We start from the raw sequence: 850 nt of genomic DNA, 5'->3' as shown, positions 1-850 counted from the left end.
CGGGAACGCCGGTCGCGACGGTGATCTGTGGGGAGGAACCGGCGCCTCCGGTGGCGGGCTAACGTGGCCTGCCGCCCGGGGAGGCCCTGTCCAAAGGTTCCCCTCGGGACAATACGGTCCCGGCGTGCTGAATGAGCACACAGGCGGGACCGGCAAAGGCGGTGGTGACAAGCCATCGCCGAGAGGGCGTTAGGCCGAAAGGCCGAAGCGTCGTCACAGCCGGTCCCGCGCAGTTGGAACGGGCGGGGACAGAAATCGCCGGCGGGGCGCGGGGTTCGCGCCACGTATTTAGTCTCGGAAGGCTCGGCCTCGCGCCCCGCTTCCCGACTACCTCCTCATCCTGAGCTTGTCGAAGGAGAGGAGCGTTCTTTGACAATGGCCAGACGGTGAAATCCGGGCGTGGCAATGATGAAGCGCGCCCGCAACGCCCTACGGCATGCAGTACTTCCCCACATCGCGTGCGGTGAATGCGGCCGCGCGCCGCCAGGCCTCGTCGGTGTCGCCCCGGTAGGTCAGATACCGGTCGCAGAGCGGCTTGTTTTCGCTCAGATCGAGAACCGCGAACTTCACCCAGCCGACCAGCGTGCTCATCTTGTGCACCTCGCCGACCAATAGGTACCTCGCGCTAGCGGCCTTGGCCTGCGTGGCGATCGCGCCGAGGTCGCCGCAGCGGCCGGCTTCGCACGGCAGGGCGACGAGATCGATCTTCGGGCTCGCCGACAGATCGTCCTGCAACACCGCCCCGAATTCCTTCAACCGCGCCACGTGTTCGGCCGTCTGGTCCCGAACCTCGCCGGACGTATCCTTGAAGGCGAAACTGGCGACCGCGAGCGTCGACGGCTCGGCGGGA

1 protein-coding gene is annotated in these 850 nt (G+C 67.2%); it reads right to left on the bottom strand.

Going from position 1 to position 850, the window contains the following annotated elements:
* Positions 1 to 429: 429 nt before the first annotated feature.
* On the bottom strand, positions 430 to 850 hold a 421-nt coding region (locus tag MAXJ12_RS34170), incomplete at its 5' end, for a DUF2380 domain-containing protein (RefSeq protein WP_008840835.1).

The organism is Mesorhizobium alhagi CCNWXJ12-2, assembly GCF_000236565.1.
GTDB classification, from domain to species: domain Bacteria; phylum Pseudomonadota; class Alphaproteobacteria; order Rhizobiales; family Rhizobiaceae; genus Allomesorhizobium; species Allomesorhizobium alhagi.
The sequence above is the reverse complement of the archived record's forward strand: the minus strand, read 5'-3'. Positions and strand labels throughout refer to the sequence as shown.